15 protein-coding genes are annotated in these 25014 nt (G+C 74.4%); 1 reads left to right on the top strand and 14 read right to left on the bottom strand.

Annotation, left to right across the window (positions count from 1 at the left end; translation table 11 throughout):
* Nucleotides 1-67: 67 nt before the first annotated feature.
* From ACF08W_RS20440 to ACF08W_RS20400, 9 genes are all read right to left on the bottom strand, one after another.
* Nucleotides 68-856: a 4'-phosphopantetheinyl transferase family protein gene (locus ACF08W_RS20440; protein ID WP_385213095.1), complete on the bottom strand. Its 789-nt coding sequence runs from the start codon at nucleotides 854-856 to the stop codon at nucleotides 68-70.
* 36 nt (nucleotides 857-892) lie between these two features.
* On the bottom strand, nucleotides 893-2269 hold the full coding sequence (locus ACF08W_RS20435; protein ID WP_385213098.1) for an alkaline phosphatase family protein: 1377 nt from the start codon (nucleotides 2267-2269) through the stop codon (nucleotides 893-895).
* Nucleotides 2266-3447 (bottom strand): metabolite traffic protein EboE, encoded by a 1182-nt coding sequence (gene eboE / locus ACF08W_RS20430; protein ID WP_392280079.1) that lies wholly within the window; start codon nucleotides 3445-3447, stop codon nucleotides 2266-2268. Before eboE ends, ACF08W_RS20435 begins: the two co-directional genes overlap by 4 nt.
* A 12-nt stretch (nucleotides 3448-3459) precedes the next feature.
* Entirely contained in the window at nucleotides 3460-4317 is an 858-nt protein-coding gene (locus ACF08W_RS20425; protein WP_392280078.1) for a TatD family hydrolase, read from the bottom strand.
* Nucleotides 4318-4371: 54 nt separating this feature from the next.
* Complete coding sequence (locus ACF08W_RS20420; protein WP_352280158.1) at nucleotides 4372-5031, bottom strand: EboA domain-containing protein; 660 nt, start codon at nucleotides 5029-5031, stop codon at nucleotides 4372-4374.
* Complete coding sequence (locus ACF08W_RS20415) at nucleotides 5028-5906, bottom strand: sugar phosphate isomerase/epimerase family protein (protein ID WP_385213107.1); 879 nt, start codon at nucleotides 5904-5906, stop codon at nucleotides 5028-5030. Before ACF08W_RS20415 ends, ACF08W_RS20420 begins: the two co-directional genes overlap by 4 nt.
* Complete coding sequence (locus tag ACF08W_RS20410; protein WP_385213110.1) at nucleotides 5903-6889, bottom strand: SCO3242 family prenyltransferase; 987 nt, start codon at nucleotides 6887-6889, stop codon at nucleotides 5903-5905. The genes ACF08W_RS20415 and ACF08W_RS20410 overlap by 4 nt, the downstream gene beginning before the upstream one ends.
* A complete protein-coding gene (locus ACF08W_RS20405; RefSeq protein ID WP_385213114.1) occupies nucleotides 6886-8073 on the bottom strand; it encodes an inositol-3-phosphate synthase in 1188 nt (395 codons plus the stop codon). The genes ACF08W_RS20410 and ACF08W_RS20405 overlap by 4 nt, the downstream gene beginning before the upstream one ends.
* Nucleotides 8074-8421: 348 nt before the next feature.
* A complete protein-coding gene (locus ACF08W_RS20400; RefSeq protein ID WP_392280077.1) occupies nucleotides 8422-9213 on the bottom strand; it encodes a Tat pathway signal sequence domain protein in 792 nt (263 codons plus the stop codon).
* Between the two features lie 272 nt (nucleotides 9214-9485).
* Between ACF08W_RS20400 and ACF08W_RS20395 the strand changes: the two genes are divergently transcribed.
* Nucleotides 9486-10487 (top strand): hypothetical protein, encoded by a 1002-nt coding sequence (locus ACF08W_RS20395; protein WP_385213120.1) that lies wholly within the window; start codon nucleotides 9486-9488, stop codon nucleotides 10485-10487.
* Nucleotides 10488-10569: 82 nt separating this feature from the next.
* On the opposite strand, the gene ACF08W_RS20390 is transcribed toward ACF08W_RS20395, so the two are convergent.
* From ACF08W_RS20390 to ACF08W_RS20370, 5 genes are all read right to left on the bottom strand, one after another.
* Entirely contained in the window at nucleotides 10570-12006 is a 1437-nt protein-coding gene (locus tag ACF08W_RS20390; RefSeq protein WP_392280076.1) for an MFS transporter, read from the bottom strand.
* The gene (locus ACF08W_RS20385) at nucleotides 12003-12980 is read right to left on the bottom strand and encodes an ornithine carbamoyltransferase (RefSeq protein WP_392280075.1); all 978 of its coding nucleotides are present in this window, start codon (nucleotides 12978-12980) and stop codon (nucleotides 12003-12005) included. Before ACF08W_RS20385 ends, ACF08W_RS20390 begins: the two co-directional genes overlap by 4 nt.
* Nucleotides 12981-12984: 4 nt before the next feature.
* Nucleotides 12985-19539, bottom strand: a complete 6555-nt coding sequence (locus ACF08W_RS20380) for an amino acid adenylation domain-containing protein (protein ID WP_392280074.1) — start codon at nucleotides 19537-19539, stop codon at nucleotides 12985-12987.
* Nucleotides 19536-24611, bottom strand: a complete 5076-nt coding sequence (locus ACF08W_RS20375; RefSeq protein WP_392280073.1) for an amino acid adenylation domain-containing protein — start codon at nucleotides 24609-24611, stop codon at nucleotides 19536-19538. Before ACF08W_RS20375 ends, ACF08W_RS20380 begins: the two co-directional genes overlap by 4 nt.
* A gap of 72 nt (nucleotides 24612-24683) precedes the next feature.
* Nucleotides 24684-24899, bottom strand: coding sequence for an MbtH family NRPS accessory protein (locus ACF08W_RS20370; RefSeq protein WP_352280148.1), 216 nt, complete (start codon nucleotides 24897-24899; stop codon nucleotides 24684-24686).
* Nucleotides 24900-25014: the final 115 nt, after the last annotated feature.

Below are 25014 nucleotides of genomic sequence, written 5' to 3'. Positions count from 1 at the left end.
GGCGGGGTGGGTGCGGGCATGGGTCCGCGCCGCGGGAAGGGGTTCCCGCGGCGCGGGGTTCCCGGTGTCATGCCGGGGTGTGGATGCGGACCGGGCCGGGGGGTCCGGTCCTGGGGCGGGCCACGGCGGCCGCCCAGGGGCCGCCGGTGTCGACGTCGGTGACCTGCCAGTGGGTTTCCTCACCGCGGTAGCGGTGCACCACGTGGACGGGGCCGTCCTGGGCCGGGGCGACGTCCAGTGTGTTGAGCGGCATGCCCAGCAGGCCGAGGCCGACTGCCTTGACCACGGCCTCCTTGCGGGTCCAGGCCCGGTGGAAGGCGGCGTCCCTGGCCGGGCCCGGGGGCAGGCCGAGGATGTACGCGCTCTCCGGGGCGGTGAGGACCACTTCGGCCAGGCCCGCGGGTTCGACCGGGCGCAGGGCCTCCACGTCGACCCCCACCCAGGTGCCCGCCCGTACCGCGAGGGCTCCGGCTCCCGCGGTGCGGGAGAGGCTGACGGCGAGCGGGACCGGTGGTCGGGTGACGGCCGGCGGGCCGTGTTCCGGGTCGCCGCAGCCGGGGCAGATCCGCCGGCCGAAGGCGACGTCCTGCGGTTGCACGCCGAGCAGCCCGGCGACGGCCCGTCGGGCGGCGGCCCTGGTCGCGGTGAACGCGGCGGCGTCCGCCTCCGCGTGGAAGCGTTGGGCGCGGCCCCGTTCCACCTCGTCCAGGACGGCGTAGTCCGCCGGGTCGGTCCGTGCGCCGAGCGGCCACCACCACACGTGGGTCTCTCCCGATTCCCGCATCCGGGCGACCGCTTCGAGCGCCGGGCGGGGTATGCGCACCTCGCTGATCGCGGTGTTCCGCCGAGGTGTCATCTGGCCTCCTCTCGATCCTTGTCGATACGGCCGGTCTCAGGCCAGGTTGTTGAGGCGCAGGAGCAGGTCCTTGACCTCGGTGGCGTGGTAGCGGTCCCGTTCTTGCCGGGGGTCGGAGCACAGCAGGAGTGGTCCGTCCCGGTGGTCCTGGGGCAGCCGTCCGTGGCTGCCCCTGACGTGGGCCGGGTCGAGCGGTACCACGGTGAGTGGTGCGCGCATTCCGGCCTTCTTGCGCAGCAGGGTGAGTGCTGCCTTCGCCTTCACCGCCTTGTCGGCGGGGTCGAAGAAGAGTTCGGCCGGGTCGTAGCCCGGCTTGCGGTGGATCTCGACGCCGCGGGCGAAGTCGGGGGCGCGGGTGTCGTCGAGCCAGTAGTAGTAGGTGAACCAGGCGTCGGGTTCGGTGACGGCGACGAGCTCGCCCGCGTTGGGGTGGTCGATGCCGTACGCGGCCTGTTCGGTGCGGTCCCAGATCTCGTCGATGCCGTCGGTGTGTTTGAGGACGTCGCGGACGCGTGGGATGTCGGCGGGGTCGGCGACGTACACGTGGGCGGCCTGGTGGTCGGCGACGGCGAAGGCGCGGGAGGTGCAGGGGTCCAGGTACTCCATGCCGCGTTGGGTGTAGACGGAGAGGAGTCCTTCGCGGCGCAGGGCGCGGTTGATGTCGACGGGGCGGGAGACGGGGCCGATGCCGTATTCGCTGAGGGCGACGACGGTGGTGTTGCGGTCGCGGAGGTCGCCGAGGAGCGGGGCGAGTGCGGCGTCGGCCTCGCGGGCGGCGCGTACGGCCTGGGGGCTGTCGGGTCCGTAGCGCTGGAGGTCGTAGTCGAGGTGGGGGACGTAGATGAACGAGAGGTCGGGGCGGCGGGTGTCGGCGACGTGGCGGGCGGCGTCGGCGATCCATCGGGTGGAGGCGAGGGAGGCGGTCGGTCCCCAGTAGTTGAAGAGGGGGAACTCGCCCTGGCGGGTGGTGAGTTCGTCGCGCAGTGCGGCGGGTCTGGTGTAGCAGTCGGGGGATTTGCGGCCGTCGTAGTGGTAGACGGGTCGGGGGGTCAGTACGGTGTCGACGTCGGCGCCCATGGCCCACCACCAGCACAGGTAGGCGGTGGTGTGGTCCGGGTTCCGGTTGCGGGCGGCCTGCCAGACCTTCTCGCCGGCGACGAGGGCGTTGTGCTGGCGCCACATCATGACCTCGCCGTGGTCGCGGTGGTACCAGCCGTTGGCGACGGCGCCGTGGTCGCGGGGCAGCAGGCCGGTGGTGAGGGTGGCCTGGACGGTGGCGGTGACCGCGGGGAAGACGGTGTCGAGGCGGGCGGTGAATCCTTCCTGGCCGATGGCCGCGACGTGCGGCATCTCGCCGAGGAGGCGGGGGGTGAGGCCCACGGTGCACAGGACCGCGACCTGGTGGGTGTTCATGGTGTGTCTCCCCCGTGCTCGGTGAGGCCGAGGCGGATCAGTTCGCCGTGCGTCCATTCCAGTTCGGCGGCGATCCCGGCGGCGATGCCGGCCGCGCCGGTGGGCCGGAGTCCGGCCGGCAGGACGTCCCAGGTGTAGGTCTCGACCTCGATGTGGTCGGTGAGGGCGCGTTCTCCGCCGAGTGTCGCGCGCAGGGTCTCCTGGAGGGAGTCGCTGGTGGTGCGCAGTGGCGGCTCGGGCTGGTCGTGGAGGGGGACGTGGTAGTGGATGCGCCAGGGGGCGTCGGCGGGCAGGGCGCCGGCGAGGGCGGGTGCGAGGTCGTCGGAGCCGTGCAGGGTGTTGCCGGGTCCCTGTTCGCGGACCTGGTGCAGGAAGCGGGGTTCGGCGAAGGGGCGCAGTGCGGCGCGGGTCTCGGTGGCGGCGGGTGTGTCGGCGACGAGGGCGGAGGAGGCCTGGAGCTTGACGATGGGGACGCCTTCGGCGACGAGGGCGGCGACGGCGCTCTTGGGGTCCTCGTGCTGGACGGCGAGGTGGCAGGCGTCCAGGCACAGGCCGATCCAGTCGTGGTCGGCGCCGGCGATGGCCTGGGCGGCCTGGGCGGTGGTCTCGGCGACGCAGCCGGGTTCGGGTTCCAGGCCGACGCGGATGGTGCGGCCGGTCTCGGCCTCGATCCGCTTGAGTCCGGCGGCCAGGTCGTCGAGGTGCCGGGCGGCGGCGGAGCGCTGCACGCCGGTCCAGGGGGTGCGCCAGGCCAGGGGCAGGGTGGATATGGAGCCGTGGGCGGCGTCCTCGGGGAGCAGTGCGGCGAGCACCTTGGCGAGGTTGAGGGTGTAGGTGAGGCGGGCGGGCTCGGACCAGTCGGGGAAGTAGACGCCGCGTTTGACGACGGGGCTGTGGAAGCCCCGGTAGGGGAAGCCGTTGAGGGTGACGGTCTCCAGGCCCCGGGTGGTCAGGGCCCGGCGGAGTGCGGCGGTGGCGTCGGGGTGGTCGGCGAGGTGGTGGGCCACGTCGGCGGGGAGCCAGAGGCCGAGGCCGACGAGGTCGGTGCCGAGGTGCTGGCGTACCTGTTGGGCGTGGTCGGTGAGCTGGGCCGTGATTCCGTCGAGGGTCTCCGCCGGGTGCACGTTGGTGCAGTAGGCGAGGTGGATGGTGGTGGAGTCCGAGTGGTGCAGACGCATGATGTATCGACCTCAACTGCCGCCGCGGGCAATCGAGTTTCCGGCGTACAGCCCCGCGGCCTGCACATCGTTGTAACCGTCCAGGTCAAGCCTGCCCGACTGCCCGTAGAACGTGATCGGATTGCGCCACATGACGCGGTCGACATCATCCTCGTCGAATCCGGCTTCGAGCATGGCTCGTGCGGTGGTCCTCGTGAGCAGGGGGTCGCTGTGGCCCCAGTCCGCCGCGGAGTTCACGAGCATGTGTTCCGTTCCGTACTTTTTGAGGATGTCGACCATCCGCTGCGGGGTCATCTTGGTGTCCGGGTATATGGAGAACCCCATCCAGCAGCCGGTTCCCATCACTTCGGTGACGGTGACCTCGTTGAGGTGGTCGAGGACGACGTGTCCGGGCGGGATGCCGGATTCCTGGATGACGGCCAGTGAGCGGGCGGTGCCGCCGGCCTTGTCGCGGTGCGGGGTGTGGACCAGTGCGGGCAGCCCGAACTCGACGGCGAGGGCGAGCTGGGCGGCGAAGGCGTGTTCCTCGGCGTCGGTCATGGTGTCGTAGCCGATCTCCCCGACCGCTACGACGGAGTCCTTGGCGAGGTAGCGCGGCAGCAGGTCGAGCACGGGGGTGCAGCGCGGGTCGTTGGCCTCCTTGGGGTTCAGTCCGATGGTGCAGTGGTGGCGGATGCCGAACTGGGCGGCGCGGTAGGGCTCCCAGCCGATCAGGGCGTCGAAGTAGTCGGTGAAGCTGGCCGGGTGGGTGCGTGGCTGGCCGAGCCAGAAGGCCGGTTCCACCAGGGCGCGGACGCCTGCGCCGTACATGGCCCGGTAGTCGTCGGTGGTCCGGGACGTCATGTGGATGTGCGGGTCGAATATGCGCATGGCCGATCTCCGTCGGGGTGTGTGGCCCGGTCCCTCGGGGGGCCGGGGCGGTGCTCAGCTGGGGTGGGTGGCGATCAGCCACAGGTCGGCGGGGACGGTGCGGCCCGCCGCCCGGCGTTCGGCCGCGAAGCCGGCGGCCATGCGGGCGAGTTCGGCGTCCCGGCGTTCGTGCAGTCCGGCCACCTTGGCCAGCGGGATCCCGGTGAAGAGGCATTTGAGGACGGCCTGGCGCCAGCGGTACTGGTCGAGGTGGGCGTGTGCGTAGGGGCCGAGGGCCGCGGCGATGAGCCGGTTGTCGTTGGTGCGCAGCGCGTCGTCGGTGAGGTGGAGGGCGTGTGGTCCCAGGGGCAGGAAGGGCAGGGCGCACAGGACGCCGCGCCGTTCCGCCGCGTCGCCGGTGCGGTAGCGGTCGGTGAGCTCGTGGGCCAGTCGCGGTCCTTCGAGGGCGAGCCGGGTGAGGAGCCGGGTGCGTACGCCGTCCTCGATGCTCCAGCCGGCCCAGCCGGAGAGCCGGCCGCGGCCGTAGACGCGGCCGGCTGCGGGGAAGCGGGTGTCGAGGGCGGCCGGTCCCTGTTCGGTGACGGCGTCGAGGTCCCGGGCGAGGCGGGCGCGGTGGTCGTGGCCGAGGGCGGAGCCGAGTCCTTCGGCGAGGGCGCGCAGGGTGAGGGGGTGGTGCACGGTGGCCGGGGCCACCGTGGTCGTCGGTGCTGTCATACCGGTTCGGCCTCCTTCGGCAGGGCTGCGGTACGCAGGAATTCGATGCTGTGGCGGGCGGTCGCGGTGGCCGCGTGGCTGTGGCGGGGCAGTTCCACGGAGACCAGTCCCCGGTAGCCGGCGGTGGCGAGGGCGCGCAGGACGGGCGGGAAGTCGATCTCGCCCTCGCCGAACGGCAGGTGTTCGTGGACGCCGCGGCGCATGTCCTCGATCTGTACGTGGGCCAGGCGGTCGGATGCCAGTTCGATGCAGTGGGTGACGGTGTGGGGTTCCAGGCACTGGCAGTGGCCGATGTCCAGGGTGAGGCGGAGGCGGTCGGGGCGGCCGAGGTCGTGGTGGAGTCTGCGGTAGCCGGCGAGGTCGGCGACGAGCATGCCGGGCTCGGGTTCGAAGGCGAGGTCGATCCCGGCGGCGTCGGCGTGGGCGAGGGTCTCGGCGCAGCCGTCGACGAGCCGCTGCCAGGCCTGTTCGGGGGTGGTGCCGGGGTCCGGGGTGCCGCTCCAGAGGTGGACGGCCCCGGCGCCGAGTTCGGCGCCGATGCCGAGGGCGCGGCGCAGCAGTCCCAGGCGCAGTTCGCGGCCCTCGGGTTCGGCGGAGAGCAGGGTGGGGCGGTGTTTGCGCCAGGGGTCGAGGAGGTAGCGGGCGCCGGTCTCGACGACGACGGCGAGGCCCGTGGTCTCCAGGGCGCGGCGGGTCTCGGTGATGCGCCGGGGCAGGTCGTGGGCGTAGGGGTCGAGGTGCTGGTGGTCCAGGGTGAGGGAGACGCCCTGGTAGCCGAGGTCGGCCAGGACGCGCAGCGCGTCGGGCAGGCGGTGGTCGGCGAAGCCGTTGGTGCCGTATGCGAAGCGCAGGCCGGTGGGGGCCGGGTGGCTCATGTCGGGGACACCTTCCGGGCGAGGCGGCCCGCCAGGGGCAGGGCGGCGACGAGCGGGAGGGCGAGCAGGGGTGCTCCGGTGCGGGCCACCAGGGCGGCCTGGAGGGGCAGCAGGGCGTGGATGCCCGCGCCGACGGCGGCGCGGACGCGTGGGGCGCGGGGGTCGCGGGCGACGGAGGTCTGGGCGCGGGTGCAGGTGCCCGCGTAGGTGGCGAGGGCGGTCGCGGTGACCAGGGTGGTGGCGGTGGGGGGTGTCTCGGCGGCGAGCAGTGCGGCGGCGGAGGAGGCGGCGGGGGCGCCGAGGTGGGCGCCGGCGGCCGCCGCCGAGGAGAGTCTGGCGGTGGCGGTGGTGTGGGGGCGGGTGGTGGCCAGGAGGTGGGCGGTGCCGGCCGCGGTGATCGCGGTGGTGGTCGCCAGGGACAGTTTCGGCTCGCCGGGGGGTGCGCCCTCGACCTCGTGGCGGCTGAGGCGGGTCACCGCGAAGGTGTGGGCGGCGACGGCGCCGGCGGCCGGGAGTGCGGCGGCCGCGTGTCCGGGGCGGGTGCCGTGCAGGACGTCCAGGGCGCGGGCGGCGGCCATGGCGGCGGGGCCGAGCGGGGTCGCCTTGAGGCCGAGGTCGTAGGCCCAGACGGCGGCGGCCAGGGGCAGGGTGCGGCGCAGCAGGGTGCGGCGGCCGCCGGCGAGGGCGCCGAGGGCGAGGCCCGCGCCGGTGAGGGCGGTGGCGGTGGCGAGGGCGGCGCGCGGGGTGAGGCGGCCGGAGGGGATGGGGCGTTCGGGGCGTTCGGTGGCGTCCTGGGTGCGGTCCGCCCAGTCGTTGAGGGCCATGCCGGCCCAGTACAGGGCGACGGAGGACGCGGCGAGGCCGGTGGTGCGGGCGGGGCCGGGGCGGCCGGCGGCGAGTGCTCCGGCGAGGACGTCGCCGGGGACGGTGATCGCGGCGGGGGCCCGGACCAGTTCCGCGTAGGTGCGCCAGGTGGTGGTCATCGCGGGCTGCCCGTCGTGACCGGGACGGGGGCGTTGGCCCAGGCGGTCAGGGTCTCGTACTGGAGGGTGAGGTTGTGTTCGCGGGAGCCGGCCGGGTCCTTGAAGAAGAAGCCGAGCGCGGTCAGTGCCCCGCGCTCGCCGCGGCGGCGGCCGTGGGCGGCCAGGCGTACGAGGTCCAGGACGAGGGGGGCGGCGAGGGCGGAGTCGCAGCCCTGCCAGGTGAACTGCATGGACATCCGCACGCCGAGGAAGCCCTCGAAGGAGATGTGGTCCCAGGCGGTCTTCCACTCCCCCATCTCGGGGACGTTGTCGATGTGGACCTGGCCCTGGACGGGGTGGCCGACGGTCTCCTCCAGGCTGCGCTGCTTGGACTCGGTCTTGCTGCGGGCGGCCTCGGGGTCCTGGAGGGTGGCGCCGTCGCCGCCGCCGAGGAGGTTGGTGCCGGACCAGGAGCGCAGGCGCAGGGCGCGCTGGGTGAACATCGGGGCGAGTGCGCTCTTGACGAGGGTCTCGCCGGTCTTGCCGTCGCGCCCGGCGTGCGGGACCCCGCAGGCGCGGGCGAGCTGCTCCAGGGCGGGCAGCGAAGCACCGGCGGACGGGGTGAAGTTGACGTAGGCGCAGCCGGCGCGGAAGGCGGCGTAGGCGTACAGGGAGCTGGGTGGCAGCAGGTCGGTGGCGGTGGTCAGGACCTCGTCGAGTTCGGTGAGGTCGAGGAAGGCGGGGTCGGGGTCGGGCAGGGGTTCGGTGGAGGAGACGTTGACGACGACGACCTGTTCCAGGGCGTGGCGTTCGCGGAAGGAGACGATGTCGGCCGTGAAGCGTGCGGCGGCCCGGGCCTGGGGTTCGCCGGGCCGCTGGGAGCCGTCGCGGATCTCGCGGTCCGCGGCTTCCAGGGCGTCGCGCACGTCGTCCGGGAGGGTGGCGGGCAGGACGCCCGCCCGGGCGAGTTGCCCGGCCCTCGCCGTGAGGGGGACGGACACGAGGTCGTGTCCGCCGAACACGAGGTCGGCGAGGGCCGGGAGTGATGCGTCGCGGAACGGGGGGAGGTCCGTGACGCATCCGTCACTGGGGGCGCTGCCCGCGGCGATCGCGGCGGCGCCGGCGGTCGCGGCCGTGGCGACCGAGCCTCGTGCGCCGATCATCCAGACGCCGATGCGGGGGGACGTTCCGGTCGTGGCTGGCATGGTGGGCTGTGCCTCCTGTGTCGTGCGGGGTGGGGTGCGCGGTCCGGGGGGTGCGGCGGCCTCCTGGGGCCCGTCCTGGGGTGCCGCCCGCCGTGCGGTGCCGGCGCGCGGGGGGCGTCGCCGGGGTCGTCCCCGTGCACCGCACGGCAGGCGGCAGGTCCGGGGCAGGGCCTAGGGCGTGTTTCGGAAGTAGCGCCGTCTGCCCGGAGGGCAGGCCCGGGGGTGTCCGGTGCGTGCGATCGCAAGGCGGAGGGTCGCCCCGATACTGGATGTATCGGGGTGGTCCCGACAACGCGGCGAGCGTGCGGGCCGGGCGCCTCCGGGCAGACGGGACTTTCGAAACACGCCCTAGAAGGTGCCCATGTCGGCCGGGTACGGGTAGGTGTCGAAGGCCCGGTCGAGCTGGTCGGGGGTGCGGTGCAGCCACTTGCGGGTGAGGCCGTCGACGGTCCGCCGGGGCAGGCGCTTGTTGTCGTTCGCGTCGATGGCCGGCTGGGCGAGGGACTGGAGCTCCCAGGCGAGGCCCGCGAGCCGGTTGATGTGGGTCCACCACGTGACGTCGATGCCCAGCAGGCGGAAGCCGGCCAGGAAGGGCTGCCAGCGGTGGTAGGCGTGGGTGAAGTCCGGCGGCGTGAAGTTCATCATGTGGACCTTCTCGCCGGGCGCGCGGCGCGGGTCGAACAGGACGCCCTGGCCGAAGTCCTGGAAGGCGCGGACCAGGCCGCGCGGGTCGTCCCCGTAGAACTCGCGGTAGACGTCGCGCTGGAGGTCGGAGAGCAGGACGAAGGCGTCGCGGTTGGGGGTGACGAGCTCCAGGAAGCTGCGCGGGTAGCGGCCGCCGGAGCGGGTCTCGGCCCAGGCCGTGTCGACCTTGGTGAAGCCGCCGAGCGGCTTGACTATGGCGGCGACGGCCTCGGACGCCTCGGGCGTCGGGTTGAAGTAGAAGCGCTCGTCGTACTCGTACCAGAACTCGTTGGCGCGGCGGTCGCCGACCATGCCCGGTACGTCGGGGAACTCGCTGCGGGGCCGGCCGTGCGCGGCCGCCGGCGGGGCGCCGGCCACCGTCACCGCGGCCGCCGCCCCGGCGATGCCGACGGCGGTCCTGAGGACGCCCCGGCGGTCCATGGTGTTCTGCGGCATCGGTGGTTCTCCTTCGTCAGTGGGCGCGTTGCGGAGGACTTCGGTGATGCAACGACTCTCACAGGGCGCGCTATGTGCGTCCTATACCGGACCGGTGGGGTGTATTGCCTGGTCACGTGGGGGATCGGCGGGTACCGAAGCCGCCGTGATGTCTGGACGATAGGGCCACGGATTACGTTCTTCCGGAAAGCGGATGTACGTATCACTACATCGTTTTCCGGCCAAGTAAGCGGCCAGTACCGGTCACTGCCCCCACCAGTGAAGGAGTCACTGTGGTCACGCTCACCACCACCCGGGTCCGGGACAAGGACACGGAGGACAACGGGGGTCTCCCCCGATTACACGGCCCCCTCGCCTGGTGCGCGGGGGCGATGGCACTGCTCGCGGCGACGGCCGCCGGCGGTCTGTTCCTCGACGGACGCACCGTGCTGGGTGAGGGGGTGTGGCTCAAACCCCTGAAGTTCGCGGTCTCCTTCGGCCTGTACACGATCACCCTGGCGTGGATGATCGGCCGGACGGAACGCTGGCGGCGCACCCTGGGCCGGCTCGGCACCGCCACCGTGGTGCTGTTCGTCGTTCCGGAGATGTCGATCATCGCGTTCCAGGCGGCACGGGGCGAACGCAGCCACTTCAATGTGTCGTCCGTGCTCGACGAGGTGCTGGTCAAGGCGATGGGCGGCGCGGCCTATGTCGGCTGGACCATGACGCTGCTGCTCGGGGTCTTCCTCCTGTGGCAGCGCACGGTGGACCGGCCGCTGGCCTGGGCCGTGCCGATCGGGGTGTCCGTCTCCCTGGCGGGCATGTCGATCGGGTACCTGATGACCAGTCCGACGGCGGCGCAGCAGCGGGCCGTGGACGCCGGGGAGCATCCGGGCACGGTCGGCGCGCACGGCGTCGGGGTGCTGGACGGCGGTTCCGGTCTGCCGCTGACCCACTGGGCGACCGGTGGCGGGGACCTGCGGGTCGCGCACTTCGTCGGTCTGCACGCGCTGCAGCTGCTGCCGCTCGTCGCCCTGGGCCTGGGGATGCTCGCGGGACGGGTGCGGCTGCTGCGGGGCGAGGGGACGCGCACGGCCCTGGTCGCCGTCGTCGGCGCCGGCCATGCCGGGGTCACCGCGCTGCTGCTCTGGCAGGCGGAGCGGGGACAGCCGCTGCTCCGGCCCGACCGGCTCACGCTCACCGTCGCCGCGTGGCTCGTCGGCGCGGTCGTGGTGGCCGTCGCGGTGGTGCTCGCCGCGGCGGCGCGCGGGCGGGGTGAACCGTCCGGGAGATGACACCTCCCGGCGGGCACGGGGAAGGGGGGCACCGCGTCCGCGGTGCCCCCCTTCTTCCTTTCGTGGGCCGGGTCGGGGCCGGTCAGCCGTTCGCCGCGAACGGGCCCCGGCGCAGGGCCGGGGAGACCAGCGCGGCCAGGGCCGTCAGGGCCATCGCGAGGCTGAGTCCGAGGATGGTGCGGGTCGGGCCGAGGCCCTCCAGGGCGAACCCGGCCGCGACCGGTCCCACGGCCATCGCGCCGCCGCCGACCAGCATGGCCAGGGAGTTGGCCCGCCCGCGCATCTCGTCCGGTGCGATCCGCACGAGGTAGACGCTGCCCGCCACGTTGAACACACCGCCCACGTAGCCGCTCAGCGCGAAGATCGCGCCCAGGGCGTAGGGGTCGCGGAGCACGGCGACGGGCACCATCAGCAGCGCCCAGACCGCCAGCCCTCCGATGACCAGGGCGCGCATGGAGAGGCGTTCGGTCCACCGGCCGCCGCTGAGCGCCCCGACCAGGCCGCCCGCCCCGCTGAGCGAGAGCACGGCGCCCACCTGGAACTCGGTGCCGCCCGCCGACTGGATGCCGGACATCACCGCCAGGTTGAGGCCCTGGAAGAGGATGTTGGAGACGGCGACGGCGGCCATCACGGCCCGCAGGAAGCGCTGGCGCCACATCCAGACGAGTCCGGCGCGGACCTCGGCGGCCAGCGCGGTGCGGGGCGCTGGGGCCCGGTCCTGCTGGAGCCGTCCGCGTACCCCGAACAGGCAGGCCACGGCGGCGAGTTGACCGGCGGCGGCCGCCACGAACGGCAGCGCGGAGCCCAGGGTGACCAGTCCGCTGCCCAGCGGCTGGCCCGCGATGGCGGCCCCCCGGGTACGGGCCTCGTTGCCGGTCATCGCGGCGCCGATCTGCTCGGGCGGCACCACGGCGGGCACGGCGGCCCGCTCGGCCAGCTGGAACAGCACGCCGAGGGTGCCCTCGACGAACGCGGCGGCCAGCAGCGCCCACAGCAGTATCTGCCCGCTGAGCAGGAGCGCGGCGACCGCGCCGGCCACCGCCGCCTGGCCGAGCCCGGTCGCGAGCATGACGCGCCGGCGGTCCCAGCGGTCGACGAGCGCGCCCCCGGGGAGCTGCACCACGAGCTGCGGCAGCAGCAGCGCGGTCCCCACCAGTCCGGCGTCGCCGGGCGACCCGGTCGCCCACAGGACGGCCAGCGGGTAGGCGACGGCGGTGGCGCGTCCGGAGAGCAGCGAGAGTCCGGCGCCGCCCCACAGCAGGCGGTAGTCGCGGTTGCGCCGCAGCGGTACGGGCGGGGCGGTGTCCTTCCCGGCCGGGGCGGGCGCGGCCGTCCCGGCGGGCCGCTCCTCGGCACCGGCACCGGTGCCGGTGCCGGGAACGGGACCGGGACCGGGACCGGTGCCGGCGACGGGAACGGTGCCGGTGTCGGTGTCGGTGTCGGTGGGCTGCTCGGCCAGGAGCCAGGGCACCACCGCCGGGTCGGCGGGGGCGGGCGCGGGGTCGGTCGCGGGTTTCATCGCGCGGCCACCAGCTCGCGGCCGGCGGCCGGGGCCGTCGCGGGTGCCTGGGGCCCGTTCGCGGTGCGGACGAACTCCAGGACCGCCATCGCGCTGTGCATCTTGTTGGTGGCCTGGGCGAAGGCGATGCTGTGCGGCCCGTCGAGCACCTCGGCCACGACCTCCTCGCCCCGGTGGGCGGGCAGGTCGTGCATGAACACGGCGTCTGGGCTGGTACCCCACAGGGCGGGGGTGACCCGGAAGGGGGCGAAGAGGGTGCGCCAGTGGGGGTCGGGCTTGCTGGTGCCGGTGGTCTGCCAGCGGGTCGTGTAGATCACGTCGTAGCCGCCGGCCAGCTCCTCCATGTCGTGACGCTCCGTCAGGGTGGCGCCGGTGCGGGCGGCTTGGGCGCGGGCCCGGCGCACGATCGTCTCGTCGAGTCCGTAGCCCGGCGGGGTGCGGACCTCGAAGTGGACGCCGGGGAAGCGGGTGAGGGCGAGCGCGAGGGCGGCCGCCGTGTTGTTGCCCTCGCCCGTGTACAGGATGCGCAGGCCCTCGACGTGGCCGAAGTGGCGCACCAGGGTGGTGAGGTCGGTGAGTGCCTGGGTGGGGTGTTCCTCGGCGGTCATGGCGTTGACCACGGACATGGTGCCCTGGCGGGCCCAGCCGCGCAGTTCGGCCTCGGGCCCGGCGGTCCGGGCGACGAGGACGTCGAGCATCCCGGACAGCACCCGGCCGGTGTCCTCGGTGGTCTCGCCGGTGTTGAGCTGGAGGTCGCCGGGCCCGTAGGAGACGAGGGAGCCGCCCAGTCGCAGCGATCCGGAGGAGAAGGCGGTGCGGGTACGGGTGGAGGTCTTGGCGAAGTAGACGCCGACCACCTGGCCGTCCAGCGGGAGGGCCCGGCGGGCGGGGCCGGCGGAGAACTCGGCGCCGCGGTCCACGATCCGCCGCAGCTCCGCGTCGGTGAGGTCGTCGATGGAGATCAGATGGCGCATGGGGTCAGCCTTCCTGGGCCGTACGGGCGTCGAGTGCGGCGGCGAGGTGTTCCACCGTGTGGTGGCGCAGTGCGGTGGCGAGGTCGAGAGGGAGCCCGGCCCTGCGGGCGGCGAGCAGCAGGGGCGGGACGAGCAGGGAGTCGCCGCCGAGGTCGCGGAAGTCGTCGTGGACGCCGACCCGTTCGAGGCCGAGCACCTCGGCCCAGACGGCGGCGAGCCGCCGTTCGGTGTCGCTGCGCGGCTCCTCGTAGGGGGTGTCGGCGGCGGTGGCGGCGCGGGCCACCAGGGCGAACCGGTCGCGTTTGCCGTTGTCGCCGAGCGGGAGCGCGGGCAGGGCGGTGACGGTGGCCGGGATGGCGGCGGCGGGCAGTACGGCGCGCAGCCTCTCGCGCAGGGCGGGCACGTGGACGGTGTGTCCCTCGGCGGGCACCACCCAGGCCGCCAGGCGCTTGCCGCCGTCGGCCGCGTCGACGGCGGCGACGAGGGCTTCGCGTACGGCGGGGTCGGCGGCGAGCGCGGCCTCGGCCTCGCCGGGTTCGACGCGGTGTCCGCGGATCTTGACCTGGTCGTCGGCGCGGCCGAGGAACTCCAGGGCGCCGCCGGGCAGGCGGCGGGCCAGGTCCCCGGTGCGGTAGAGGCGGGCGCCGGGCAGTCCGTAGGGGTCGGGCAGGAACGCGGCGGCGGTGGGGCCGGGGCGTCCGGCGTAGCCGCGGGCGAGTCCGTCGCCGCCGAGGTACACCTCGCCGGTGATGCCGTCGGGGACCGGGCGCAGCAGGTCGTCCAGGAGGCGCAGGGTGACGCCCGGGAGCGGGGAGCCGAGGGCCACGAGGGTGCGCGGGTCGCGGGGGTGTTCGGGGGCGTGCAGGGTGGCGGCGTGCTGGAGTCCGGTCCGGACGCCGGAGGCGGCCGGGGCGGGTCGGGGTGCGGGGCGGTGCCGGGGCAGGACGCGCAGGGCGGTGGCGGCGACGGTGGCTTCGGTGGGGCCGTACTCGGCGGCCAGGGCCATGCCGCCGGCCCGGGTGCGGGCGGTGACCCGGTGGGCCTGGTCGGCCGGGTAGGCGTCGCCGGCGCAGACGGCGAGTGCGGCCAGGGAGCCGAGTTCGGCGTCGGTGAGCTGGGTCTCCAGGAGTGCCAGGTGGCCGGGGGTGAGTCCGACGAAGGAGTAGGGCGCGCCCTTGAGGAGTTCGGTGCCGAACTCCCCCGGTTCGTAGGTCTGCGGGAGCAGCCGTACGGTCTGGCCGGTCATCAGGGGGGCGTAGAGGGCGGGGATTCCGAGGTCGAAGCCGACGGAGGTGAACCATGGTGCGCCGCCGGTGCCGGCGGCGGCGTACTGCTCGACCGCCCAGTGGAGGTAGTGGGCGAGGGAGCGGTGGCTGATCTCGACGCCCTTGGGGGTGCCGGTGGAGCCGGAGGTGTGCAGGACGTAGGCGAGGCGGTCCGGGTCGTGGGCGGTGGCGGGCCGGGTGGGTGCGGGGGTGTCGTCGATGTCCTCGGTGACCAGGAGCGGGACGTCGCCCAGGCGGGCGGCGTGCCGGCGTTCGGTGACGGCGAGCGTGATGCCGGCGGCGGCGATGCGGGGGTCGGGGGTGCAGGGGTCCAGGGGGACCTGGGCGGCTCCCGTCTTCCAGACGCCGAGGAGGGCGGCCACCAGGTCGGGGCCCCGGTCCAGGAGTACGGCGACGCGGGTCTCGGGTCCGGCGCCGAGGGCGCGCAGCCGGTGGGCGACGGCCTCGGCGCGGGCGTCGAGGGCTGCGTAGGAGAGGGTGGTGGAGCCGTGGGAGAGGGCGGGGGCGGCCGGGGTGCGGGCGGCCTGTGCCTCGATGGCGCCGAGGACGTCGGCGGGGGTGTCGGAGTGCGGCAGGGCGGGTGCGATGAGGGTGGCGCGTTCCTGGGCGTCGGGGTAGGCGCCGCGGGCGTCGCCGTCGGCGCCGGTGCGTGCCATGTCGGTGAGGACGGCGGTGTAGAGGGCGGCGAGGCGTTTGGCGCGGCCCCGGGAGAGGGTGCCGGTGCGGGAGGCGAGGGAGAGGTGGCCGCGTACGGGGGTGCCGACGACGAGCCGGAACTCGTTGGGGCTGTCGTCGCGGCTGGCCATGATGTCGATGAGTTCGGTGTCGACCTGGTGGAAGTCGAGGTAGTGGAAGAGGACGTCGATGAGGTGGGACTCGCCGCCGGGGACGCGCATGGCGGGCATGGGGTAGCGGCGGTGCGGCCACAGTTCGACCTCGTGGGCGAAGACCTGCTGGGCGAGTTCGCCCCAGGTCCTGGCGGTGCGCTCGTAGGGGAAGGGCACGGAGTTGAGGTACATGCCGGAGACGCGTTCGGCGCCGGCTTCCTCGGGGCGGGCGTCGGCGACCATGCCGCCGCGGAAGCGGGTGGCGCGGGTGAGCAGGGACAGGACCTTGCTGTGGGCGGCGTGCAGGACGCTCTTGTAGGGGACCTCGGCGGCGGTGGCCAGGGCGCGCAGGCCCGGTTCGGTGTCGCCGAGCGGGATGTCGATGCGGTAGCGCTCGTCGCTCTCGTCGTCGCCCTGCCAGCCGGTGGGGAGGCTGAAGCGTTCGTAGGTGTCGACGATGCGGCGCCAGTGGTCGCGGTCGGCGGTGTCGTCCAGGGAGCGCAGTTCGCCGGCGACGAAGTCGGCGTAGCGGACGGCGGGCAGGGGCGGGGCGGGCTCGGGTGGGGTGCCGGAGCGCAGTGCGTGGTAGGCGCGGACCATTTCCATCAGCTGGGAGTGGTAGCTCCAGCCCTCGATGACGGGGTGGCATTCGGTGATGGACAGCCACCAGCTCTCGTCGTCCAGGAGGTGGACGGCCATGCGCATGAGGGGTGCGCGGGTGAGGTCGAAGAGTTCTTCGCGGTCGCGGTCGGCGAATTCCCACAGGGCCTGTTCGCGTCGGGTGGCGGGCAGGTGGCGCAGGTCGTGGAAGACGCAGGGCATCCGGGCGGCGGCGTGGACGAGCTGGAGGGGCCGGGAGTAGCCGTCGAGGGCGAAGGAGGTCCGCATGACCTCGTGGCGTTCGACGATGAGGTCGGCGGCGCGCTGGAAGGCGTCGGGGTCGAAGGGGAGTTCGTCGCGGATCCGGAAGGAGGTGATGTTGTGGTAGCGGTTCTCGGTGCTGCGTCCGTGCATCTCGACGAGCATCCCGGCCTGGGTGAGGGAGACGGGGTAGGCGTCGGTGACGTCGGCGGGCAGGGCGGCGCGGTCGTCGTCGCCGATGAGGGCGAAGCGGGCGACGGTGGTGCCGGGTCCGGTGCCCTCGGCGTCGGCGTCGGCGTCGCCGAGTGCGGCGCGCAGGCGGGCCACGGTGCGGTGGGCGAAGATGTCGCGGACGCTGGTCTCCCAGCCGGCCTCGCGCAGGGCGCCGACGAGGGTGACGGCGCGGATGGAGTCGCCGCCGAGCTCGAAGAAGTTGTCGTGGACGCCGACGGTGTCGCGGCCCAGGACGGTGGCCCAGATCGCGGCGATGGCGCCTTCGGTGGCGTCGCGGGCCTCGACGTAGGCGCCGACGGCGGTGGCGGCGCGGCCGGGGGCGGGCAGGGCGCGGCGGTCGAGTTTGCCGTTGGCGGTCAGTGGCAGGGCGTCGAGGGTGAGGTAGGCGGCGGGCACCATGTAGGGCGGGAGGGTGTCGCCGAGGCGGGCGCGCAGGGCGGCCGGGGTGAGGTCGTCGGGGCGGGCGTCTTCGGCGGGGACGAGGTAGGCGACGAGTTCTCTGGCCCCGGGGGTGTCCTCGCGGACGAGGGCGACGGCTTCGGCGACGGCGGGGTCGGCGGTGAGTGCGGACTCGATCTCGCCGGGTTCGATGCGGTAGCCGCGGAGTTTGACCTGGTGGTCGGCGCGGGCGACGAAGTCGAGGTTGCCGTCGGGCAGGACCCGGGCGATGTCGCCGGTGCGGTAGAGGCGGGTGCCGGGCGGGCCGTAGGGGTCGGGGACGAAGCGTTCGGCGGTCAGGTCGGGGCGGCCCGCGTAGCCGCGGGCGACGCCGATGCCGCCGATCCACACCTCGCCGGGCACGCCGACGGGCAGGGGTGCGAGGTGTTCGTCCAGGACGTACATGGTGGTGTGGGGGACGGCGCGGCCGATGGGGACGAGTTCGGTGGTGAGGGGTTCGTCGAGGAAGTAGGCGGAGTTGCCGACGGTGATCTCGGTGGGGCCGTACTCGGCGGCGAGGCGGGGGCCGTCGGGGCCCGCGGCGGCGGTCCAGCGTTCGGCGAGGCGGGCGGTGAAGGAGTCGCCCGCGGCGATGACGAGGCCGGCCAGGCCGCGGACCTGGTCGTCGGTCAGCTGTTGCTGGAGCAGGTCGAGGTGGCCGGGGGTGAGTTTGATGAAGGCGTAGGGTGCGCCGGCGGTGAGCAGGGCGCCGAGGTCGGCGGTGTCGAAGTCCTGCGGGAGCAGGTCGACGGCGCGGCCGGTCATCAGGGGTGCGTAGAGGTCGGGGACGCCGAGGTCGAAGGCGATCGAGGAGAACAGCGGGGCGCCGCCGGGGCCGGCGTCGGCGTAGGCCTGGACGGTCCAGCCGAGGTAGTTGGCCAGGCCGCGGTGGGTGACGAGGACGCCCTTGGGGCGGCCGGTGGAGCCGGAGGTGTGGATGACGTAGGCGAGGGCGTCGAGGTCGTACGTGGTGGGCAGGGCGGCGGTGGCGGCCGTGCGGGCGGCCTGCTCGGCGGGGTCGTCGGTGACCAGGACGGTGCGGCCCCTGCCGTCGGCGAAGCGGCCGGCGTGGCGGGTCTCGGTGAGGACGGTGCGGGTGTCGGTGGTGGCCAGCATGTGGGCGATGCGGTCGTCCGGGTAGCCGGGGTCGAGGGGGACGTAGGCGGCGCCGGCGCGCCAGATGCCGAGGAGGGCGGTGATCAGGCGGGGTGAGCGGTCCAGGAGGACGGCGACGGTGTCCTCGGGGCCGATGCCGAGTCCGGTGAGCCGGCGGGCGTGGCGTTCGGATTCCTCGGCGAGCCGGCGGTAGGTGTAGGTGGTGCCGTCGTGGCGCAGGGCGGTGGCGTCGGGGGTGGTGGCGGCCTGGTGGAGGATGGTTTCCAGGACGGGGCGCAGGGCGGTGGCGTCCAGGGGGTGGTCGGTGCCGACGGGGGTGGCGGGTCCGTCGAGGAGGAGGGCGCGTTCCTGGGGGCCGATGGGGTCGAGGGCGGACAGGGGGGTGTGGGGGGCGGTGGCGATCTGGGTGAGGAGGCGGGTGTAGTGGCCGGCGATCCGGGCGGCGGTGGTGGCGTCGAAGAGGGCGGTGGCGTATTCGAGGCTGCCGTGCAGGGTGCCGTCGGCGCGTTCGGTGAGGTGGAGGGTCAGGTCGAAGCGGGCGATGGAGCCGGCGGCGGGGACGGGTCGGGCGGTGATGCCGGGCAGTTCGGGTCCGTCCGTTCCCTCGCCGGACGCGAGGTCGAACATGACCTGGAAGAGCGGTGTGGTGGACAGGTCGCGTTCGGGCTCCAGCTCGTCGGCGATCCGGTCGAACGGGGTGTCCTGGTGGTCGAAGGCGTCCAGGACGGTGGTGCGGTTGGCGGCGAGGAGGTCCGTGAAGGCCGGGTCGCTCCCCCAGCGGGCGCGCAGGACCAGGGTGTTGTAGGCGTATCCGGCCATCTGCCGCAGTTCGGGGCGGGTGCGGCCGGAGACGGCGGTGCCGACCGCGATGTCCTGTTTGCCGGTGTAGCGGCCGAGGAGGACCTGGTAGGCGGTGAGCAGGACCATGAAGAGGGTGGCGTCGCCCTGGTCGGCGGTCCGGCGCAGCGCGGTGGTGGTGGCGGCGGGGACGTCGAAGCCGTGCGAGGCGCCGTCCCAGGTGCGGGTGGCGGGGCGGGGGCGGTCGGTGGGCAGGGCGAGCGGTTCGACGCCGGTGAGTTCGCGGCGCCACCGGTCGAGGCCGCGGTCGGCGTCGGGGCCGTTCTGGCGGCGGGCGGCCCAGGCCGCGTAGTCGGCGTACTGGACGGGGGGTTCGGGCAGTTCCTCGCCCCGGTAGAGGGCGGCGAGGTCGGCCAGGAGCAGGGGGCGGGTCAGTGCGTCGCAGGCGATGTGGTGCATGACGACGAGCAGGACGTGGTCGTCGGGGGCCAGGCGCAGGATCCGTACCCGCAGGGGGTGGTCGGTGGCGAGGTCGAAGGGCTGGGTGGCGTGGGTCTCGGTGAAGGTGACGGCGGCCGTGTCGCGGGCGGCGGGGTCGAGGCCGGGCCGGTCGGTGACCGTGAGGTCGACGGGGGCGGCCGGGTCGATGGCCTGCCGGGGTTCGGCCGTGTCCAGGACGTAGCGGGTGCGCAGGATCTCGTGGCGGGCGGCGAGTGCGTCGAACGCCTGGCGGAGGGTGTCCGTCGAGAGCGGGCCGTGGAGCCGGTGGGCCATGGGCAGGAGGTATTCGGGGCTTGCCGGGTCGAGTTGGTGCAGGAACCACAGCTGGCGTTGTCCGGAGGAGAGTTCGAGGGGTTTGGTGCGGTCGGCGCGGGGGATGGTGGCGGCCCTGGCGGTGGTCGGGGTGCCTTGCCCGGCGCGGCCGGCGAGGCGGCGGCGCAGGAGTTCGGCGCGCAGTTCCTGCTGCGTGGGCCGCGTCGGCGCGGTGGGTGCGGTCACGGCTGGTACTCCCTGTGGGCGAGGGCGAGTTCGGCTTCGGTGAGCGTCTCTATCTCGGCCGTCACGGCTTCTTCCACGGCTTCGGCGAGCCGGGCGACGGTGGGGCGTTCGAAGACGGCTCGCAGGGGCAGTTCGACGTCGAACTCCTCCTGGATGCGGGCGATGACCTGGGCGGCGCGTACGGAGTTCCCGCCGCTGCGGAAGAATCCCTGGCGGGAGCCGATCCGGTGGCCCGCGACGGCGTCGGGGCCGAGCAGTACCTCGGCCCAGATCCCGGCGACGATCTCCTCGACGGGGCCTTCGGGTGCGGTGTAGGGCTCGTCGGCGAGGGCGGCGGCGAGGTCGGGTACGGGCAGGGCGGCGGTGTCGGCCTTGCCGTGCCGGGTGAGGGGTACGGCGGTGATCGGCACGAGGAGTGCGGGGACCATGTAGTCGGGCAGTCTGCGGGCGCAGTGGTCCAGGAGTGCGCTGTCGGCGGGGACGGGCATGTGGTCGGCGGCGACCCAGTAGCCGATGAGTGCGGCGTCGGGGCCGGTGCCGTGGACGGTGACGAGGGCCTGGGCGACGGAGGGGTGTTCGGCCAGGACGTTCTGGACCTCGCCGGTCTCCACGCGCCGGCCGCGGATCTTGACCTGGCCGTCGGCGCGTCCGGCGAATTCCAGGGTGCCGTCGGGCAGCATGCGGGCCATGTCGCCGGTGCGGTAGAGGCGGGTGCCGGGGTCGCCGTGGGGGTCGGGTACGAACGCGGCGGCGGTCAGGTCGGGGCGGCCGTGGTAGCCGCGGGCGAGGGTGGTTCCGCCGATGCACAGTTCGCCGGTGGCTCCGTAGGGGACGGGGGTGAGGTTCTCGTCCAGTACCCGGACGGTGCAGTGCGGGTAGGGGCGGCCGATCGGGACGGAGCGTGCGGTGTCGTGGGCGTCCCACCGGGTGGAGGCGATGGTGGTCTCGGTGAGGCCGTACTCGTTGATGAACCGCCACAGTCGGCGTGAGAGGTCGCGGGCGAGGGCGGGCGGGCAGTCCTCGCCGCCGGTCTTGCCGACCAGGGGGCGGTGGCCGAGTCCGGCGTCGATCAGCATCTGCCAGTGGGTGGGGGCGGCCTGCAGGTGGCTGACGGCGTGCCGGTCGATGAGGGCGAGCTGGGCGCGGTGGTCGCGCAGTTCGTGGTCCTGGGCGAGGACCACCCGGCCGCCGGCGACGAGCGGCATGAGGAGTTCGGTCCAGGAGATGTCGAAGGTGGGCTGGGCCAGGGCGAGGTAGGCGTCGTCGGGTCCCTGGCCGAAGTCCAGGTGGGCCTGGAAGGCGCGCAGGGCCGGCAGCAGGGTGCGGTGTTCGACGGCGACGCCCTTGGGGCGGCCGGTGGAGCCGGAGGTGTACATCAGGTAGGCGAGGCGGGTGCCGTCCGCGGCGGGCAGTGGCGGGGCGTCGGCCGGTGGTGCGGTGCCCGGTTCGGTGTCCAGGGTGAGGACGGCGCCGTGGTGGAGGCCGGCCAGGCGTGCGGCGCCCGCGGTGTCGGTGACCAGGACGCCCGCCCGCGAGTCGGTGAGGACATGGGCGAGGCGTTCGTCGGGGGCGCCGGGGTCGAGCGGGACGTGGGCGGCGCCCGCCTGCCAGACGGCGAGGATCGTGGCGAGCAGGTCGGGGGTGCGGCCGAGGAGCACGGCGACGGTGGTCTCCGGGCCGGCGCCGAGGGCGCGCAGCCGGTGGGCGAGGTGGGCGGCGCGGCCGGTCAGCCGTTGGTACGTCCAGGTCTCGTCGCCGCAGACGACGGCCGGGTCCCGCGGGGAGCGCCGGGCCGTCTCGGCGACGGCGGTGTGCACGGCGCCGTCGCAGGCCTGGGTGGGGGTCTCCCCCGGGCCGGCCGGGCCGTGGCCGTGGGCGAGGAGTTCGGTGCGCAGTGCGGCGGGCAGGAGGTCGGCGGTGCCCAGGGGGGTCCACGGGTCGTCGGCGACCGTCTCCAGGAGCCGGGTCCAGCAGGTGGCGAACCGTTCGACGGTGGCGGGGTCGAACAGGGCGGTGGCGTACTCGGCCATGCCGAGCAGGGAGCCGTCGTCCTGGCGCTGCACGACGAACGTGAGGTCGGTGCGGGCGGCCTGCCAGGCTCCCCGGAAGGCGTCGAGGTCGCCGGAGGAGGTCGCGGTGCCGGTGCGGCCCTCCTCGTGCAGGTCGAACATGACCTGGTAGAGGGGGGTGCGGGCGGTGTCGCGGCTGTCGTCGAGTTCGGCGACGAGCCGGTCGAAGGGCAGTTCCTGGTGGGCGAAGGCCGTGCGGGCGGTGTCGCGGACCTTGAGGACGGCGTCGTGGAAGGTGTCGTGGGCCGTGGCCTGGCAGCGCAGGACGAGGGTGTTGAGGAAGAACCCGACGACGTCGGCGGTCTCGGGCCGTTCCCGGCCGGCGACCGGGATGCCGACGGGGACGTCCCAGCGGCCGGTGAGGCGGGCGACGAGCGTGGCGAACGCGGTGAGGAGGGTCTGCTGGAGGGTCGCCCCGCAGCTGCGGCCGAGGGCGGCGACGCGTTCGGTGAGCGCGGCGGGGACGGTGAAGAGGTGGACGGCGCCGTGGGCGTCGCGTACCGGTGGCCGGGGCCGGTCGGCGGGCAGGTCGAGCGGGGCGATGCCGTCCAGGGCCCGCTTCCAGTGGTCGAGTTCGCGGGCGAGGAAGGTGTCGGTGAGGCGGGCGCGGCGGTGGGCGGCGTGGTCGGCGTACTGCACGGGGAGGGCGGGCAGGCGGGCGTCGGTGCCGGTGTGGGCGGCCTCGGCGAGGGCCTTGAGGTCGCGTTCCAGGACGACGGAGGACCAGCCGTCGCAGGCGATGTGGTGCAGGGAGAGGACCACGTGCAGGTGGCCGCTCCCCCGGCGTACGGTCAGGGCGCGCCAGACGGGGCCGTTGGCCAGGTCGAAGGGGCGGGCGAACTCCTCCTGCACCAGGGCGTTGAGCTCGTCGGTGGTCGTGGCGGTCGCGGTGCGGGTCTGGGGCGGGCGGGTGCGGGGGGCGTCGATGGTCTGGACGGGTTCGGTGCCGTGCAGGACGTACCGGGTGCGCAGGATCTCGTGCCGGTCGGCGAGGGCGGTGAGGGCGGTGGCGACGGTGGCGTCGCTGTAGCGGGCGGGCAGGGTGAGGAAGACGGGGGCGTTCCACTCGCTGCTGCCGGGGCGCAGCCGGTCCAGGAGCCACATGCCCTGCTGGCCGGGTGACAGGGGCATTCCCTCGGGCTTGCGGGGCAAGGGGAGAACCGTTTCTGCCGGGTGGGTGTCGGCGGTCGGGTCGCCGGGGCGGGCGATCAGGGCGGCCTGGGCCTGGACGGTGGTCGCGGTGAACAGGGCGCGCAGCGGGATCCGGGTGCCGGCGGACGCGGACAGCAGTTCGGAGAGCCGGGTCAGCATCAGGGAGGAGCCGCCGAGCTGGAAGAAGTCGTGGGTGGCGCCGATCTGGCCGGCGGGGACGCCGGTGAGCTGGGCCCAGATCTCGGTGACGGCGCGTTCGGTGGCGTCGCGTACCGGGACGTGGGCGGTTTCGGTGCGGCCGGCGGCCGGGTCGGGCAGGGCGCCGCGGTCGATCTTTCCGCTGGGGGTGAGCGGCCATGCGTCGACGGTGACGAAGACGGAGGGCACCAGGACGTCGGGCAGGGTGCGGCGCAGGAAGGCGCGCAGTTCGTCGGGGCGGGGTGCTTCGCCGCGCGGCTGGACCCAGGCGGCGAGGCGGTGGCCGCCGGTGGTGGTGTCGGGGACGGCGGCGGCGACGGCGGTGCGGACCCAGGGGTGGGCGGCGAGCGCGGCCTCGACCTCGCCGGGCTCGATGCGTACGCCGTTGATCTTGACCTGCTGGTCGAGGCGGCCGAGGTATTCGAGGACGCCGTCGGCGCGCCAGCGCACCTTGTCGCCGGTGCGGTAGAGCCGCTGTCCGTGGTGGTGGGGGTCGGGGACGAAGCGTTCGGCGGTCAGGTCGGGGCGGCCCAGGTAGCCGTGGGCGAGCTGGATGCCGCCCGCGTGGAGTTCGCCGGCGACGCCGACGGGTACGGGCCGGCCCGCCGGGTCGAGGACGACGACGCGCGTGTTGCCGATGGGGCGTCCGATGGGGACGGCGCCGGTGTCCCGGTCGGGGTCCCACGGGTGCTCGGTGATGTCGACGGACGCCTCGGTGGGGCCGTAGGTGTTCCAGATCCGTACGCCGGGGGCGCGTTCGAGGATGCGGCGGCACAGGTCGGCGTGGAGGGGTTCGCCGGCGCTGAAGACCAGGCGCAGGGCGGTGGCGCGTTCCCAGCCGGGTTCGTCGACCAGGCGCCGGTAGACGGAGGGGACGCCCTGCAGGACGGTGACGCCGTGGTCGGTGACGGCGGCGAGCAGGGTCGCGGGGTCGTGTTCGGCGCCCTGGGGGGCGAGGACGAGGGCGGCGCCGCTGATGAGGGGGGAGAACAGTTCGAGTCCGGCGGCGTCGAAGCCGACGGTGGTCTTGAGCAGGACCCGGTCGGTGGGGCCGAGGCGGTGGCGGTGGGCCAGCCAGCGCACCCGGTTGGCGATGCCGGCGTGCGGGACGAGGACGCCCTTGGGGCGGCCGGTGGAGCCGGAGGTGTGCAGTACGTAGGCGGGCCGGGCCGGGTCGGCCGCGGTCTCCGGTGCCGTTGGGGCCGGGTCGCCGGTGGTGTCGTCGGTGAGCAGGGTCCGGATGCCGGTGGGCAGTTGGCCGGCGGTGGCCCGTTCGGCGAGGGCGACGGGGGCCTGCGCGTCGTCCAGGACGAGGGCGATGCGGCTTGCGGGGTGGTTCGGGTCGAGCGGTACGTAGGCGGCGCCCGCCAGCCAGACGCCGAGAAGTCCGGCGACCAGGTCGGGTCCGCGGTGCAGGCACACGCCCACGAAGTCGCCGGGGCGTACGCCCAGGGCGTGCAGCCGGGTGGCGAACAGTGCGGCGCGGGCGCCGAGTGCGGCGTACGTGACCGTGGTCCCGTCGGGGCCGATCACCGCGGGCGCGTCGGGTGTGCGGGCGCGCTGGGCGGCGAACAGGGCGGGCAGCAGGGGTGCGGTCCTGGGCCGGGCGGTGGTCGCACCGGCGTCCGGGCCCGACAGCGTGCGGTCGTTCACAGTCTCTCCTCCATCGGGATCGGGCGGCGCGGTGGGGGTCGGGCCCGGCCTCGGATCCGGCGGCCAGTTGGGTCAGGCGGCGGTGGCGTCCATGCGCCGGCGCAGGCTCAGCGGGCGCAGGTCGGTCCAGATCCCGGCGATGTGCGCGAGGCACTCCTCGCGGGTGCCCTGGGTGCCCTCGGTGTGCCAGCCGGCCGGCAGGGCGCGGTCGGCCCACCAGATCGAGTACTGCTCCTCGTCGTTGAGCACGACGCGGTACAGGGTCTCTTCGGTCTGCTTCTCGCTCATCAGTTCGACGTCCCTCTGTGTGGTCGGTTATGGACATGGTTGAAGGGGGAGCTATCGGGGCCCTATGCCGACGATGTATTGGCCGGGCCCGGGGTGTGGGGGAACGCCGGGGGCC

This window comes from Streptomyces sp. NPDC015144 (genome assembly GCF_043079735.1).
GTDB lineage: Bacteria > Actinomycetota > Actinomycetes > Streptomycetales > Streptomycetaceae > Streptomyces.
The sequence above is the reverse complement of the archived record's forward strand: the minus strand, read 5'-3'. Positions and strand labels throughout refer to the sequence as shown.